Source organism: Rhodococcus sp. B7740, assembly GCF_000954115.1.
GTDB lineage: Bacteria > Actinomycetota > Actinomycetes > Mycobacteriales > Mycobacteriaceae > Rhodococcoides.
In genome coordinates this window covers 4,010,517-4,026,991 of record NZ_CP010797.1, presented here as the reverse complement: position 1 = coordinate 4,026,991, position 16,475 = coordinate 4,010,517, and the positions used below count along the sequence as shown (strand labels likewise).

Here is a 16,475-nt window from a genome sequence, read left to right as displayed (position 1 = left end):
CGACGCGATGACCACCCACGACCAGAGAGTTCTCGAGCGGCAGCCGACAACGGCCCCGGCTCGACACTCCGGCGTCGGACGTGGTGACGTCGTTGCAGCGGTCGCATTTCTGGTCGCTGCCGTGTACGTCCTGCAGGGTCAGTGGCGCAATCTGGGTGGCGGCTACCTCTACAACAGCGGCCAGGACCAGACCATGTGGGAGTGGTTCTTCTCCGTCGCCGCGCATTCGGTTGCTTCGCTGAGCAACCCGTTTGCGAGTGACCTGCAGAATTACCCGCTCGGGGTGAATCTGATGGCGAACACGGCGATGTTCGGCATCTCCATCCCGCTGGCCCCGATCACGTTGCTCTTCGGACCCACGGTGACCTGGGCAATTGCTCTCACCGTCGGACTGGCAGGAACGTCGTTCGCGTGGTTCTGGCTGTTCTCCCGCCAGCTCAACTCATCCAAGGGTGCCGCGGCCATGGGCGGTGCGCTGTGCGGCTTCGCCCCAGGCGCGATCTCGCACGCCAACGGGCACCCCAACTTCGTGGTGCTGTTCCTGCTTCCGGTCATCGCCATGCTGGTCACCCGCATCGCTCGCGGCGGCGGTACCACCAAGAACACCGTCGGCCTCGGCCTGATCGTCGCGCTGCAGGTCCTGCTCGGCGAAGAACCGCTGCTGATCTTCGCGATGTCGTTCGCCATCTTCGCCGTCGTCTACTACGTGTCACGGCCGCGATCGCTGTGGCCCGCCGTCCGCAATGCCGTGCCCCGACTCGCCGTATCGGCCGGCATCGCGTTGACTCTCGCGGCGTTTCCGCTGTGGTGGCAGTTCTTCGGCCCGCAGTCGTACTCGTTCCTCGAACACGGGCCGATGGGAAACGACGCCAAAGCGCTGTTCCAGTTCCCGACGCAATCCCTCGGCGGCGAGGCGACGCCGGGTCAGAACGTCCGCATCAACGCCACCGAGGAGAACGCGTACTTCGGTTGGCCGCTGCTGGTCCTGTGCCTGGTTGCCGCGGTGTGGATGTGGCGCGTCGCATCGGCCCGTGCCGCCGCCGCGACCGCGATCGTCATGGGCGTGCTCTCGCTCGGCGCGACGCTGGTGATCGGCAAGAACGACACCGGCATCACGCTGCCGTGGACGAAGCTCGCCGACTACCCCCTCGTCGAATCCGTGCTCGAAACCCGCTTCGCGTTGGGCGCAGTACCTGCCCTGGCCCTGCTGCTCGTCCTGGCCACCGATCGGACGTTCCGCAACGGACTGCGTCCGCTGCCTGCGTTCTGGATCGCCGGACTCGCCCTCGCGCTCGTGCCCCTGATCCCGACGCCGCTGGTCACCGTCGACAAGTCCCCGACCCCGGAATTCTTCGCCGACGGTGAGTGGGAGAACTACGTCGACGACGGTTCCGTCGTCACCGTTCCCCTCCCACGGCCCGAGGACGCGCGCCCGCTGCGCTGGCAGATGGACGCCGACATGGGCTTCAAGCTGGCCGCCGGATACTTCGTCGGACCGAGCGACCAAGAAGACAAGGTCGCCAAGTACGGAGCCGTCGACCGGCCCACCGCACTGCTGCTCGGCTCGGTCTACGACTCGGGCACCGTTCCCGAGATCACCGACGATCAGCGAAGTCAGGCAGCGCAGGACATGGCGTTCTGGGAGGCCGACGTCGTCGTCCTGCCGCCGAGCAAGAACACCATCGCCCTACGCACCACCGTGACCGACCTCCTCGGTGTCCAGCCTCGATACACCGGTGGCGTATGGGTGTGGGATGTGCGGACGCTCGTCCCATAGCATCGTCGGCGTGCCCGAGACCGCTCCGAACCCGAAAACCGCCCGGCTGGTAGCGATCGTCACCGGCATCATCGGTGCGGTTCTGGCCATCGCGACTCCCTTGCTGCCGGTTCAGCAGGACGTCGCGACGCTGTCGTGGCCGCAGAGTTCGTTCGGCAGCGTCAATGCCCCGCTGGTGAGCTACTCGCCCGTCGACCTCGAAGCAACCGTTCCGTGCAGCGCTGCCAGTGCTCTCACCGACGGCGGCACCCTGGTCTCCACTGCTCCGATCGCCGCTGCGAAGACCGAGCAGAAGGCACTGATCGTGCGGGTCGACGACGGCCGACTGCAGGTTCTGCTGCGCGATCGGGTTCTTGCCGCGACTCCCGTTTCCGAGCTGAGCGGCAATTGCGCCCTGACCGTGTCGTCCAACGCCACCAACACCGTCGTCGACCTCGACGGCGAGGCGATCACGGTGGACGGAGACATCCGGCCGCAGGTCGTCGGCATCTACACCGACCTCACCGCCCCGGTCGACGGCCTGACCGTGCGCGCGGACATCGACTCGCGCTACTCCTCGAGTCCCACCGCGTTCAAGTTGCTGGCCATGATCGTCGGCGCACTCGCTGTGATCGCATCCCTGTTCGCGCTGCATCGCCTCGACAGCATGGACGGTCGACGCCACCGCCGATTCCTCCCCTCACGCTGGAAGTCGATCACCGGCGTCGACGCCGTCGTGGTGGGCGTGCTGGTGCTGTGGCACTTCATCGGCGCAAACACCTCCGACGACGGCTACCTGCTCAACATGGCCCGCGTCTCCGAGAACGCCGGCTACATGGCCAACTACTTCCGCTGGTTCGGCGTCCCCGAAGCACCGTTCGGCATGCCGTACTACGACATGCTCGCCGCCCTCGCCAAGGTCAGCACCGCCAGTATCTGGATGCGCCTGCCCGCCACCATCGCGGCCCTGCTGTGCTGGCTGGTGATCAGCCGCGAGGTCATCCCCCGCCTCGGCCGCGCGGTGCTCACCAACCGGGTCGCGCTGTGGACCGCCGGATTCGTGTTCCTCGCCTTCTGGCTGCCCTACGACAACGGACTGCGCCCAGAACCGATCATCGCCCTCGGTGCCCTGCTCACGTGGTGCTCGATCGAACGCGCCATCGCCACCGGACGACTGCTGCCCGCCGCCATCGGCACCCTGATCGCCGCGTTCTCCCTCGCCGCCGGTCCCACCGGGTTGATCGCCGTCGCCGCCCTGCTCGCCGGACTGCGCCCGCTGGTGATGATCGTGGTCAACCGAGCTCGCCAGGTGGGACTGCTCGCCGTCCTTGCGCCGCTGGTCGCGTCGGGACTGGCGGTGCTGATCGCGATCTTCGCCGACCAGACTCTGAGCACCGTCCTCGAAGCGACCCGGGTGCGCTCGGCCATCGGACCGAACGTGCCGTGGTTCGAAGAACGCGTCCGCTGGGACGCATTGATGACCATCTCGCCCGACGGCTCGCTCGCCCGACGATTCGGCATGTTCGCGATGCTGCTCTGCATCGTCGTGTGCATCGCGGTGATGCTCCGCAAGAACGGACGCATCCCCGGCACGGCCACCGGGCCGTCGCGTCGGATCCTCGGAATCATCCTGGGCGCACTGGCTCTGATGATGTTCACGCCCACCAAGTGGACCCACCACTTCGGTGTGTACGCCGGTCTCGCCGCATCGTTGGCCGCGCTGGCTGCCGTGGCCGTCACCGCGGCAACCGTCCGATCCCCGCGCAACAGAACACTGTTCACCGCCGCCGTACTGTTCCTGACGGCGGTGGCGTTCACCAGCTCCAACGGATGGTGGTACGTCTCGAGCTACGGCATTCCGTGGTTCGACAAGCCGCCGTCCATTGCCGGAAAGGGCTTTTCGACGATCCTGCTCGGCCTGACGGTTCTGACGCTGCTCTACGCGGCCTACCAGCACGTCCGATTGCCCTATCGCCGAAAGGAACCCAGCACGCGTCGACGCTTCGCGCCGTCCGCGCTGACCATCGTCGCCGGCGGGGTCGTTGCCTTCGAGGTGCTCTCGTTCGTCAAAGGCGCTGTGGCGCAGTACCCGGCGTACTCCATTGCCCGATCGAACTTCTCCGCCCTCGCCGGAAACTCGTGCGGACTAGCCGGCGATGTGCAGGTGGAGACCGACGTCAACGGCTCGGTCCTGCAACCGCTCGATCCCGCAGCCGACGCACTGGGTGCCGGCGGCAGTACCGGCTTCACCCCCGACGGCGTCGCCCAGGACCTGACCGCAGACTCCGAGGACACCGCGCAGGGCAGCGCCAACTCCATCCGCCCCGAGGACTCCGAACAAAGCGCCGCGGCCACCTCGTCGAACTCCGCCGGCACCTCCGGCGGAACCAACGAGAACGTCGGAATCAACGGCAGCACAGTCGCTCTGCCGTTCGGCTTGAGTCCTGCAACCACTCCGGTGCTGGGCAGCTTCGGAGCCACCGAGCCCGCGTCCCTGACCTCGGGCTGGTACGAGCTTCCTGGAGACGGCGACCTCATTGCCATCGCCGCCGCAGGCCGCATCCGATCGGTCGACAAGGACGGCGTCGTCACCCCGGGCCAACGCGTCGAGCTGGAATACGGACGCCGCGACGGCGGCGACGTTCAGGCATTGGGCCGCGTCACCCCGCTCGATATCGGTCCGTCGCCGTCGTGGCGCAACTTGCGGGTCCCGATGAACGACCTGCCCGCCGACGCGGACGTCGTGCGCATCGTCGCCGAGGACAACGACCTGGCCGGCGATCAATGGCTCGCCGTCACCCCGCCGCGTGTCCCGAAGACCCAGACGCTGAACTCCCTGGTCGGATCGACCGATCCGGTGTTGCTGGACTGGGCCGTCGGACTCGCGTTTCCGTGCCAGCGTCCGTTCGATCATCGCGACGGCGTCGCCGAGGTACCGAAGTACCGCATCCTGCCCGACCGCACCGGTGCCGAATCCACCAACGCCTGGCAGGACTCGATCGGCGGCGGCCCGCTCGGCTGGACCGAACTGCTCCTCGGAGCGCAGACACTGCCGTCGTACCTCGCCGACGACTACTCCCGAGATTGGGGCTCGATCGAGAGATACATGCCACTCGATCCCGACGCGGCGACGGCCGAGATCGCCGTCGAGCAGCAGTCTCGGTCCGGATTGGCCAGCGACGGGCCGATGAAAACCGACTGATCCCCTGGTTCTGTAACGATTCCGGGGACGGTGCCTGTGTGACCTCTTCGTCACGCTCGCATAACATCGACTCTCGTGCCCGACGTCGTGACAGATTCATCAGCTGGTCCACCCGTTCCCGCTCCACTGCGAGCCTCGGACCAACTTCGTGCTCAGGTACGAGTTCCCCGGCTGATCGCCATGGTGGCCGGCGTTCTCGGTGTGCTGTTCGCGCTGATCACTCCGTTCGCACCCGTCACTCAGACCACCGCCACCATCGCGTGGCCGCAGAACGGGCTCCTGCAGGACGTGGACGCCCCGCTGGTGTCCCAGGCACCACTGAGCCTCACCGCGACCCTCCCGTGCTCTGCCGTCGCAGCACTCCCCGCGTCGGGCGGGCTACTGCTGGCAACGGCACCCCCACAGGGTGAAGGCGCGGCACTGAACAGTCTGTTCGTTCGCGTCGGCGAATCGAACGTCGACGTTCTCGACCGCAACGTGGTCGTCGCGACGGCACCTCGCGCCGACGTCGAGAGCACCCGCTGCGCGACAATCGAGATCACCTCGAACGACCAGTACACCTCCGCGGCATTCACCGGACTGACCGACGACGACGGCCAACCGATCCAAGGCCGTCTCGACGGCGACCTACGCCCCCAGGTCGTGGGCATCTTCAGCGATCTCAGCGGTGCGGCCCCGGCCGACATGTCCGTCACCGTCGACGTCGACTCGCGGTTCTCGTCGTCGCCGACGCTCCTGAAGTCCCTGATCATGATCCTCGCGATCGCCTGCACCCTGTTGGCGATCGGCGCGCTCGGTCGACTCGACGGCACCGACGGTCGCGCGCACCGCCGCTTCTTCCCGTCGCACTGGTGGAAGTTCACCGGCGTCGACGTCACCGTGCTCGGCGCTCTGGTCGGTTGGCACTTCGTCGGCGCGAACACCTCCGACGACGGCTACCTGCTCACGATGGCCCGCGCCGCCGATCACTCCGGCTACATGGCCAACTACTTCCGCTGGTTCGGCGTCCCCGAGGCCCCGTTCGGCTGGTACTACGACGTCCTCGCCGTCTTCGCCAAGATCTCGACCGCCAGCCCGTGGATGCGCCTGCCCGCCCTCATCGCAGGCGTCCTGTGCTGGATGGTGATCAGTCGCGAGGTGGTGCCGCGCCTCGGCCGTGCCGTCCGCAAGTCCAACGTCGCCCTGTGGACCGGCGGACTGGTGTTCCTCGCGTTCTGGCTGCCGTACAACAACGGTCTGCGCCCCGAACCGATCGTCGCCCTCGGAGCACTGCTGACCTGGTGCTCGGTGGAACGATCCATCGCCACCGGCCGATTGCTCCCCGCAGCCGCAGCATGTCTCATCGGAGCCTTCACCCTCGCCGCCGCGCCGACCGGATTGATGTGTGTGGCAGCGCTTCTCGCCGGAGCCCGGCCCATCGCGCGCATCGTCGTTCGACGCCACCGCCAGGTGGGCACCCTCGCGATGCTGGCACCACTGGCCGCAGCAGGCGTACTGGTCCTCGTCGTCGTCTTCGCCGACCAGACGTACGCCACGGTCATCGAGTCGACCCGAGTCCGCACCATCATCGGCCCCAACGAGGCGTGGTATCAGGACTTCCTGCGCTACTACTACCTCTTCGTACAGACCGTCGACGGCTCGGTCGCACGCCGCTTCGCGTTCCTGACGATGATCCTGTGCCTGTTCACGACACTGTTCGTGCTGCTGCGTCGCCGACGCATCCCCGGCATCGCGAACGGTCCGGCCTGGCGCCTGCTCGGCGTCGTGCTCGGCACCATCTTCTTCATGATGTTCAACCCCACCAAGTGGACTCACCACTTCGGTTCCTACGCCGGAATCGCCGGTGGCCTGGCCGCGCTGACGGCCGTCGCCGTCTCGGCCAGCGCCCTGCGCTCGCGGCGGAACCGATCGCTGTTCACCGCCGGACTGATGTTCGTTCTCGCACTGTCGTTCTCGGGCATCAACGGCTACTGGTACGTCTCGAGCTACGGCGTTCCGTGGTTCGACAAGACGGTCTCGCTCGGCGGCAACGAATCCGGCACCCTGTTCCTCATCCTCTTCGGACTCGTCCTCGCCGTCGCCGCATTCCAGTACCTACGCGAGGGATACGCTCCCCCACAACCGAAACCGACATCCGCGCGCGGCAAACGCATCCGCAAGTTCGCTGCCGCACCGCTGACCGTCATCGCCGGAATCATGGTGCTCTTCGAGATACTCTCGCTCGTCAAGGGAGCCGTCTCGCAGTACCCCGCCTACTCGCTGGCACGCTCGAATGTGCAATCGGTACTGGGCAATTCGTGCGGACTCGCCAACGACGTCCTCGTCGAATCGAACCCCAACGCAGGCGTGCTGAGCCCGCTACCCGAGGACTTCGACCCCGTCGCAGGACCCCTCGGCGGATCGAGCAGCACACTGCGCAACTTCACCGCCAACGGCGTCCCCAGCGACCTCAGCGCGGACGCCGTGGAAGTCAAACCAGGACAAGGCAATACCGACCAACGGGCCGTCGGACCCGCCTTCGAGGAAGGCCAGAGTTCGGGTACCGCAGGAGGCACCGGCGAAGTGGGCGTCAACGGCTCCTCCGCCGCCCTGCCCTTCGGACTCGACCCGGCCACCACGCCCGTCCTCGGCTCCTACCAAGAAGGCATCCAGGAGCCCGCGTCGGCCACCTCGAGCTGGTACCAACTACCCGCCCGCAGCGACGACGCACCCCTGGTCGTCTTCTCGGCAGCCGGACGCATCTGGTCCTACGACGACACCGGGGCCCTCACCTACGGACAGTCGCTACTGCTCGAATACGGCAAGCGCCAGCCCGACGGTAGCGTCCAGGCCCAGGGCACCTACCTGCCGCGCGACATCGGACCCGCACCCTCGTGGCGCAACCTCCGAATCCCGTTGGCGGACATCGCACCCGACGCCGACGCCGTCCGCATCGTCGCCAACGACCCCAACCTCACCGGCGACCAGTGGCTCGCGTTCACTCCGCCGCGAGTGCCCGTGATGGAAAATCTGAACACCCTCATCGGCAGCGAACAACCCGTGCTGCTCGACTGGGCCGTCGGACTCCAATTCCCGTGCCAACGTCCCTTCGACCACCGGTACGGCGTCGCCGAGGTACCCGGATATCGCATCCTCCCCGACCGCCCACTCGCCGTCAGCTCCACCGACACCTGGCAGTCCGGCGAGAACGGCGGCCCCCTGGGCTGGTCCGAACTACTCGCCAAGCCCGTCACCGTCCCCACCTACCTCGAAAACGACTGGGCCAGAGACTGGGGTTCGTTGGAGCGCTACGAGCAGTACTACCCGAGCGCCGTGCCCGCTGAACTCGAAACAGCAGACGTCACCCGATCGGGCTTCTACAAAGACGGACAACTGCGAGTATTCGAGGACTGACTCCGCCCGCCCCCGCTCCGCCCCGCTCCGCGTCAATGGACCCTTGCACACGTCTCGACCGTGCAAGGGTCCATTCACGTTTCGGCCCGTCGTGGGTCAATGGACCATTGCATACGTCTGAGCGCGTCAATGGTCCATTCACCTTCCGTGGGCAGGGGCCACGCCGGCAGACGGCCATCGGAGTTGGTAGCGCCATCGGCCGGCCTCAACATCCGAGCCCGACAGCGTCGTCCACCTCGAGGGTGGTAACGGCCAATCCATCCACAGAGTGGTCGTTGATCCACAGACCGCCTGGCGGCAGGTCCGAAGGCGACGAACGTGTCGGATCCGAATTCCACTCTTCAGGCATGAAGAGACGATTGTGGAACGCAGATTCATTGTTCGACCTGAGCTCGGCCGGCGTTGTGACGCGCCGGCAGCTTCGCGAGGCGGGCGTGAGTGATGCAGCGATCGACAGCAGATGCGCGCCCGGCGGTCCGTGGCAGCGGTTGCTACCGGGCGTCGTACTGCTGCGCAACGGTCATCCGTCGACGATCGAGCGCTCAGCCGCGGCGCTCGCGTACGGCGGACCGATGAGCATGATCACCGGCTGCGTCGGACTCGATTCGTTCGGATACGGGACCAACGGGTCCGCCGGGGAGGTTCATCTGCTGCTACCCGCGCAGATGCGTCGGGCATCGGTGTCTTTCGTGCGAGCAGAGCGCACGTGGAGGCTTCCGAAGCCCATAACCAAGGGCAGCATCCGCGTTGCTCCTCTGGTGCGTTCACTGGTCGACGCCACGCGGGCCGCGAAATCCGAGACACGGTGCGTTGCCCTGCTGACCGAGGTACTCCAACGAGGCGGCGTGTCCATCGACGAGATCGCCACCGAATTGGCCGAAGGTCCGCGCCGCTACAGCGCACTCACCCGGCGTGTACTTCTCGAACTGCGGGACAACGCGCACTCGGTGGCAGAACTCGAAGACCAACGCCTGTACCGAAGCAGCGGGCTGCCTCCGATGACACACAACTGCGACATCTACGCTCCAAGCGGAGAGTTCATCGCCAAGACCGACGGCTGGATCGACGCCGTGGCACTGGCACGTGAAATCGATTCCGTGACCCATCATCTGTCACCGGGCGACTACCAGCGGACACAAGCCCGACGCAACCGAATGCAGGCCCACGGACTGATCGTCGTATCCCATTCACCACAAGACATCCGCGATCGACCGACACAGGTGCTCGACGACCTACGGATGAATTACCAACACGCTCTCGCCAGACCTCGACCGGATGTCGTGATGGTTCCACGCCAATCGGCCGGGTGAATGGACCATCGGACACGTCTGAGCAATGCAGTGGTCCATTGACACAGCCGCGGCTGGTGCGTGAATGGACCATTGCACACGTCTGACCGGTGCAGTGGTCCATTGACGCGAACGGGAGCGGAGCGACCCCGACAAACGAGGATCGCCCCAATTCGGTTCGCTAGATCGGGAGCAACGAGTGCTTGCGTGGACTCTTGTGCACTTCCTTGTCTTTCAGGATGTGCAGGGCCTTACGAATTTCGAGGCGGGTTTGCGAGGGCTCGATGACCGCGTCGATGTAGCCACGTTCGGCGGCGATCCAGGGCGTTGCCACGTGTTCGTTGTAGAAGTTGATGAGCTGCTTGCGTAGGGCCGGTGCGTTCTCTCCGGCCTCGGCGAGTTGCTTGCGACTCATGATGTTGATGGCACCTTCGGCACCCATGACGGCGATGCGGGCAGTCGGCCAGGCGAGGTTGATGTCGGATCCGAGCTGCTTCGAGCCCATCACCGCGTATCCACCGCCGTACGACTTGCGGATCACCACGGTCAGTTTCGGCACCGTCGCCTCGACGAAGGAGAAGATGAAACGACCGCCGCGATGGATGACGCCGAGAGTCTCCTGGTCGACGCCGGGCAGGAAGCCGGGTGTGTCGACGAGGAAGATGATCGGAATGTTGTAGGCATCGCTGAGGCGGATGAAGCGGGCGCATTTGTCCGCTGCCTTGGCGTCGAGCGCCCCGGACAGGTGCATCGGCTGATTGGCGACGATGCCCACCGGCCGACCGTCGACGCGGGCGAAGCCGGTGATGACGTTCGGTGCCGTCTGGCCCGACAGTTCGTGGAATTCACCGTCGTCGAATATGCGCAGGATGATGTCGTGCATGTCGTAACCGGCGTTGTCGGCGTCGGGCATGAACGAGTCGAGCTTGCGATCGGATTCGGTGATCTCCGGCTCGAGCCCCGGGTTGATCACCGGCGACTCCTCCTGGCAGCTCGACGGCATGTAGCTCAGGTAGTTCCGGATCCACTCGAAAGCGGCCTTCTCGTCGGCAGCGACGTGGTGCACGTTGCCGTTGACAGCCTGGACGCGGGCACCGCCCAGCTCGTCGAGGCTGACGTCCTCACCGGTGACGGACTTGATGACGTCCGGACCGGTGACGAACATGTACGCCTCTTCGGTGGCGACCACGATGTCGGTGTTGATGGGCGCGTACACGGCACCACCGGCACACTTGCCGAGGATCAGGGAGATCTGCGGGCACAGACCGGACAGCGCCTCGTGGCGTCGACCCAGCTCGGCGTACCAGGCCAGGGACGTGACCGCGTCCTGCACACGAGCTCCACCTGAGTCGTTGATGCCGACGACCGGGCAACCCATCTTGATGGCGAAGTCCATGATTCCGGCGACCTTGCGGCCGAACATCTCGCCGACGGTTCCGCCGAACACCGTCTGATCGTGCGAGAACACGGCGATCGGACGACCGTCGACGGTTCCGTGGCCGGTCACGACGCCGTCGCTGTAGAGAGCGGCCGGGTCGTTCGGGGCCTTCACCAGTGCGCCGATCTCGACGAAGCTACCGGGATCGAGCAACGACTTGACGCGATCGCGGGCACTGGGAATGCCCTTCTTCGCACGCTTGGCTACGCCGATGTCGCCGGCCGGTTCCTCGGCCTGTTCGAGCTTCGTCCGTAGTTCGGCCAGCTTCTCAGCAGTGGTGCCACTCAAGATCTACGCTCCGGTTCTTGCAGACTCGATGTTCTCGAGCGTCTTCGACAAATGGGCCGCAATTTTTCCAATGTACGGCTCGTCGACGACCGCGAGGTGATCGCCTCCGACGTAGACGATCTCCAGGTCCTCGACCACCGGTCCCCAGCCACCGTGCTCTTCGCGGGTGGCGTACGCGGGCTCGAGGGCGATCGCGTCGTCGTGGTACTTGTCGGCCATGTACAGCGTCACGTGCCCGCCGTACTTCTTGAGCTCGGCCGTCTGGATGGCCCGATTGTCGAGCCACGACGTGCGCTGATGCTCGATGATGCCGCCGGGGATCTTGGCACCGCTGAGCTTGACCAGATCGGTGATGATGCGGATCTGTCCCTCGTCGTCGGAGTCGACCAGCTTGTCGTAGGGAATCGGGTAGTCGACGTTGTACGTCTTCTTCGCGAACGCCGCGTAGCGTTCCCAGCGCTTGCGCACCTCGTCCTTGGTGTCCGGGATCTGCGTGCCGGGCATGACGGTGTCGAGCAGCCCCACGTAGGCGACCTCGATGCCCTCTTCCTCCATCTGACGCGCGACCTCGTAGGCGAGGATGCCGCCGAGCGACCAGCCGACGAACACGTACGGTCCTTCGGGCTGGATCGCCCTGATCAGCGGCACGTACTCCGCAGCTCGCACGGCGATGGGGCCTTCGACGCGCTCGAGGCCGTACATCGGCGTGCCGGCAGGCAGCTTCCGCAGCAGCGGCTCGTAGGCGACGGTGGAGCTACCGGCCGAGTGGAACGCGAACACCGGTGTGGCGGTGGAGCCTTCGGGCCGGGCACGCAGATTGCGTACGACGCCGTCGATCTCACCGTCCTCGAGGTGCGGACGAACCTTGTCTGCGAGCTGTTCGATGGTCTCGGAGTCCAGGACGTCGTCGAAGGTGATCTCGCCGCCGGCCCGCTCGGTCAGACGAGCGGCCAGCTTCTCCGCCGTCTCGTCGTCGAGGATCGGCAGGGTGTTGAAAATTCCCTTGGCCGATTCCTTCGTCACCACAGCCCATGTCGCGAACGTCATCCGCTCGGCATTGTCGCGCGGAGGCACGTCGGATCCGGCGGCCTCGGCGAATGCTTCCTTGCCGCCGAGATCGGTCTGCGCCGCGGCAGCAACTGCCGGGGCAGCCTTCTCGACGGGAGTCGTGCCCTCGGCAACGGGAGCAGCGGCCTCGGCAGCGGGGGCAGGCTCGACGGCGGCAGGCGACGCAGCAGCCTGTTCGGCCGCCTTCTCCGCCGCCTGCTTGTCTGCCAGTGCCTGCACCTCGTCGCGGTTCTCGATCGCGTAGCGCAGGTACTTCTCCACCTCACGCAGGTTGGCGTCGCGCACGGCCTGCAATTGCACTGTGGGGATATCGAATTCGTACTCGACGCGGTTCTTGATGCGCACGGCGCTGAGTGAATCCAGACCCAGTTCGATCAGCGGAACCTCGGGCGGCAGATCCTCGGGCGCGTAGCCCATGGACTCCGCGACGATGACGGCCAGTCGGTCCTCGAGCTTCTGGTTGCCGTTCGGATCCCAGCGATCACCGAACGTCTCGACGACCTCCGGCAGCTCCTCCATGGGAGACGAGGAGCGCTCTTCCACAGCGACAACGGGTTCCGGTCGCACGTCACCCGAGGTGACGACGGCCTCGTGCAGCAGGGTGAACGCCGAGCCCTCGTGTGCGTGCACCTGTACCGACGCGCCACCGAGGTGCGAGGTCAACGTGGTGACGACCGTACCCGCCTTCGGCACGCCGGCGTGGGAGACCGAAACGCCCAGTGCCACATCGGAGAACACCTGCGACGCGGCAGCAGTGACCAGTGCATCGAAATCGGCGACGGCGGAGGCCTGGACCTCCCAGACGTGGCGGCCGTCCGGCAGTGCGACGCGGGCACCGGGAACTCGCGCGTTACCGCTGGAGCTGACCTGCGAGTTCAGCCAGAACTCCTTGCGCAGGTAGGCAGTTCGCGGGATGTCCGCGTACGGGCCGGACTCGAACAGCGTTGCCAGTTCCAGTGCATGACCGTGAACGTACAGCTGCGCCAGAGCGGCGAGGAAGGTCTCGGACTCGTCCTCCTTGCGCTTGAGCGTCGGAATCAGAGTCGAATCGGCGACGCCTGCAGCCCATGCCGTGGCGGCAACCGACATCAATGCGACGGGATTGGGAGCGAGCTCGACGAACGTCGTATGCCCGTCTCCTACCGCGACATTGACGGCCTGAGTGAACCAGACCGGATGACGCATTCCCTTGGTCCAGTACTCGACGCCGTGGATCGGCGCATGCCCGACGCGATAGTGGGCCTCGCGATCGACCGACGAGTAGACCCCGGCCGTGAGCTTGCCGGGTTCGATTCCGGCGAGTTCGGCGGCCAGCTCACCGAGCAGCACGTCGACGGCTGCGGTGTGTCCGGCACCCTTGACGTCGAGGAGTCGGGCCATCTTGCCTGCGGCCTCGGCCATCTCGACGAGAGCCTCTACCTCGGCGCGCGGTCCGCCGACGGTGGTGTGGGTCGGTGCTGCGTAGACGCAGGGCTCGACGTTGGGGAACTGATCGGTGAGGGTCTTGACCTCGTCCGGGGTGTACTCGACAAGAGCCATTGCGCCCTGCGATGCGGCTCCGAGTCCGTCCTGGCCCTCGGCCAGCAGTCGCGACCGGGCGTAGATGATGCGCACTGCGTCTTCGAGGTTCAGGCCGCCGGCGACGTATGCAGCCGCCACCTCACCCATCGAGTGTCCGATGACGGCCGACGGCTCGGCACCGTGCGCGCGAAGCGTTGCGGCCAAGGCGATCTGGATGACGAAGATGCCCACCTGGGAGTTCTCGAACTCGTAGGTCTGCGAGTCGTCGAGGATGATCTCGCGGATGGAGTAGCCGGCCTCGTCGACCAGCAGTTCGTCCACCTTGTCGACCTCGGCGGCGAACACGGCGTTGGTGCGGTAGAGGCGCGATGCCATCTTGCGGTGCTGTGAGCCGAAGCCGGAGAACACCCACACTGCGCCGTTGGAGGCCGGTGAGTCTGCGGAGAACACTCCGGGTCCGGGCTTTCCTGCGGCGATGGCGCGCAATCCTGCGATGGCCTCGGCGGTGGTGGATGCCAGAACCACTGCGCGCGAACGCCCGTGGTTGCGGCGGGCCAACGTGCGGCCGACGTCGACGAGAGGCGTCGTGCTGCCCTCTTCTGTTTCGAGCCAGTCGGCCAACTCTCCGGCGGCTCGCTTACGGCGCGACGGAAGGGCCGCGGACACCGCGAGAATGACTGTCTCCGAACCAGTTTCAGCATCGGACAGAATCGTCTCGGCCTCGGCTACCGGATCGGTTGTCTCGACCTCCGAGACGGCAGGTTCAGGCTCGGGGTCGGCGACGATCGGCAGCTCGGCACCGGAGACGTCGGTGAGGCCTTCGACGAGAACGGCTTCCGGGTCCACGGCCGCGGGGTCGAATGCGCCGTCGGTCTCACCCGGGACGTACTCGCGCACGACGACGTGTGCGTTGGTGCCACCGAAGCCGAAACCGGACACACCCGCGACGGCCTTGCCGGTGTACCGCGGCCAGTCGGTGGCCTCCGGAATAACCTTCAGGTGTGCCTTGTCGAAGTCGATGTACGGGTTGGGGCCCGCGTAGTTCAGCGACGCAGGGAGCTTGTTCTCCTGCATCGCGAGGACGACCTTGATCAAACCTGCTGCGCCTGCGGCAGATTCGAGGTGTCCGAAGTTGGTCTTGGCCGATCCGAGCAGGGCCGGCTTGTCTGCGTCACGGCCGCGACCGACCACCCGACCGAGAGCGTCCGCCTCGATCGGGTCGCCCAGAATGGTTCCGGTGCCGTGCGCTTCGATGTAGTCGACGCCCGACGGGTTGATGCCGGCGTCGCGGTATGCGAACCGCAGCGCATCGGCCTGTGCGTCCGGGTTCGGCGCAAGCAGACCGTTGGAGCGGCCGTCCTGGTTGATCGCGGATCCGGCGATGACGGCGAGGATGTCGTCTCCGTCGCGTTCGGCGTCCTCGAGTCGCTTGAGCACGACGAGTCCGCCGCCTTCGGAGCGGATCATGCCGTTCGCGTCGGAGGAGAAGGCCTTGATTCGGCCGTCGGGCGCGAGCACACCCGTCTGGCCGAAGCCGACGGTGATGGGCGGCGCGAGAAGCATGTTGACGCCACCGGCAACCGCAAGATCGGATTCGCCGGTACGCAAACTGCGCACCGCCTGGTGCACGGCGACCAGCGAAGACGAGCACGCGGTGTCGACGGCGATCGACGGCCCGCGGAAGTCGTAGAAGTAGGACACTCGGTTGGCGACGATGGCGGTGGACGTACCGGTGAGGGCATACGGGTGCACGGCCGGGTCGCTGACGGCGATGAGCTGGTAGTCGTTGGAGGAGCTGCCGATGAAGACGCCGACCTGGCGGCCCTTGATCGAGCTGGCCGGAATGTGCGCGTGCTCCAACGCTTCCCAGGTCAGCTCGAGTGCGAGCCGCTGCTGCGGGTCGACGTTGACGACCTCGTTGGGCGACATCGCGAAGAATTCGGCATCGAAGGTCTTGACGTCGTCGAGGTAACCACCCTTGGTCACCGTTGCGGCCACCGCGGCGGCGATGACCGGATCGGACGTGAATTCCTGCCAGCGGCCGTCGGGCAGATCGGTGATGCCGTCGCGGCCCTCGATCAGCAGCGACCACATCTCCTCCGGAGTCTGTCCGGTGCCAGGGAAACGGGACGACAGGCCGACGATCGCGACGTCGTGCGCGTCGCCGGAGTTCCCGCCGCTGGTGTAGAACGCGTCGTCGACGGTGCCGACAGGCTCGTCCGGCTCGCCCTCGATGATGATCTTGGCCAGCGAGGCGATGGTGGGGTGCTGGTAGACGACGGTGGCGGTCAGCGTGACTCCCACCAGCTCCTCGATCTCGCCGCTCAATGCGACGGCATCGCGAGAGGACAGACCGAATTCCTCCATCGGGCGGTCGTCGGAGATGGCCGACGCCGGTTGCCCGGTCGCGTCTGCAACCCAGTTGCGCAGCCAGTCCCGCAGCTGCGCAACCGTGAGGTCTCCGCCGTCCACGCGCTCGATTTTGTCTGTCTCTAGTTCAGCCATTACTCACCAAGTCGT

6 protein-coding genes are annotated in these 16,475 nt (G+C 66.2%); 4 read left to right on the top strand and 2 right to left on the bottom strand.

Features of this window, described 5'->3' with window-relative positions:
- Window positions 1-7 precede the first annotated feature (7 nt).
- The 4 genes from NY08_RS18660 (at window position 8) to NY08_RS18645 (ending at window position 9,661) form a co-directional block, all read left to right on the top strand.
- The gene (locus NY08_RS18660) at window positions 8-1,777 is read left to right on the top strand and encodes a glycosyl transferase (RefSeq protein ID WP_045198007.1); all 1,770 of its coding nucleotides are present in this window, start codon (window positions 8-10) and stop codon (window positions 1,775-1,777) included.
- Entirely contained in the window at window positions 1,755-4,958 is a 3,204-nt protein-coding gene (locus NY08_RS18655; protein ID WP_045198005.1) for an arabinosyltransferase domain-containing protein, read from the top strand. The genes NY08_RS18660 and NY08_RS18655 overlap by 23 nt, the downstream gene beginning before the upstream one ends.
- A 75-nt stretch (window positions 4,959-5,033) precedes the next feature.
- Window positions 5,034-8,351 carry an arabinosyltransferase domain-containing protein gene (locus NY08_RS18650; RefSeq protein ID WP_045198003.1) on the top strand — a complete coding sequence of 1,106 codons (3,318 nt, stop codon included), beginning with the start codon at window positions 5,034-5,036 and terminating at the stop codon, window positions 8,349-8,351.
- Window positions 8,352-8,698: 347 nt separating this feature from the next.
- Entirely contained in the window at window positions 8,699-9,661 is a 963-nt protein-coding gene (locus tag NY08_RS18645) for a hypothetical protein (RefSeq protein ID WP_045198002.1), read from the top strand.
- A 160-nt stretch (window positions 9,662-9,821) separates the two neighbouring features.
- Here NY08_RS18645 and NY08_RS18640 read toward each other — a convergent pair whose 3' ends face one another.
- Window positions 9,822-11,366 (bottom strand): acyl-CoA carboxylase subunit beta, encoded by a 1,545-nt coding sequence (locus NY08_RS18640; protein WP_032396431.1) that lies wholly within the window; start codon window positions 11,364-11,366, stop codon window positions 9,822-9,824.
- A 3-nt stretch (window positions 11,367-11,369) separates the two neighbouring features.
- Entirely contained in the window at window positions 11,370-16,460 is a 5,091-nt protein-coding gene (pks13, locus tag NY08_RS18635) for a polyketide synthase Pks13 (RefSeq protein WP_045198000.1), read from the bottom strand.
- Window positions 16,461-16,475 lie beyond the last annotated feature (15 nt).

What these genes read in the sequence shown, in the direction of transcription:
- NY08_RS18660 (WP_045198007.1), top strand. Translation starts at nt 8, where the DNA reads ATGACCACCCACGACCAGAGAGTTCTCGAGCGGCAGCCGACAACGGCC.
- NY08_RS18655 (WP_045198005.1), top strand. Translation starts at nt 1,755, where the DNA reads ATGTGCGGACGCTCGTCCCATAGCATCGTCGGCGTGCCCGAGACCGCT.
- NY08_RS18645 (WP_045198002.1), top strand. Translation starts at nt 8,699, where the DNA reads ATGAAGAGACGATTGTGGAACGCAGATTCATTGTTCGACCTGAGCTCG.
- pks13 (WP_045198000.1), bottom strand. Translation starts at nt 16,460, where the DNA reads ATGGCTGAACTAGAGACAGACAAAATCGAGCGCGTGGACGGCGGAGAC.